At 64.0% G+C, this 289-nt stretch carries 1 pseudogene; it reads left to right on the plus strand.

The features are described from left to right. A pseudogene (locus EN845_RS34880) lies at positions 1–289 on the plus strand (ISAs1 family transposase); the annotation flags it as partial.

Here is a 289-nt window from a genome sequence, read left to right on the forward strand (position 1 = left end):
GGCAAAAGCCATCACCGATGGTGGCGGGAACTATCTGCTGGCGCTCAAGGGAAACCGACGCCATTGGCTCGCTCATGCCAAACAACATCTGGCCGAAACCGCCCCCGCTGTGGCGGGGCGCAGCGAGACCAGCCATGGTCGTGACGAGTGGCGTCAGGCAGAGGTCGTGGCCGCCACCAAGCCACTGATGGCCGGCCACGAAGCCTTCATCCGCATCACCAGCCGGCGCGACCAGACCAAGCCGCTGACGCGCCTGTTCATGGCTTCCACATTGCTATCACCGCAACAG

This window comes from Mesorhizobium sp. M8A.F.Ca.ET.202.01.1.1, assembly GCF_004791595.1.
GTDB lineage: Bacteria > Pseudomonadota > Alphaproteobacteria > Rhizobiales > Rhizobiaceae > Mesorhizobium.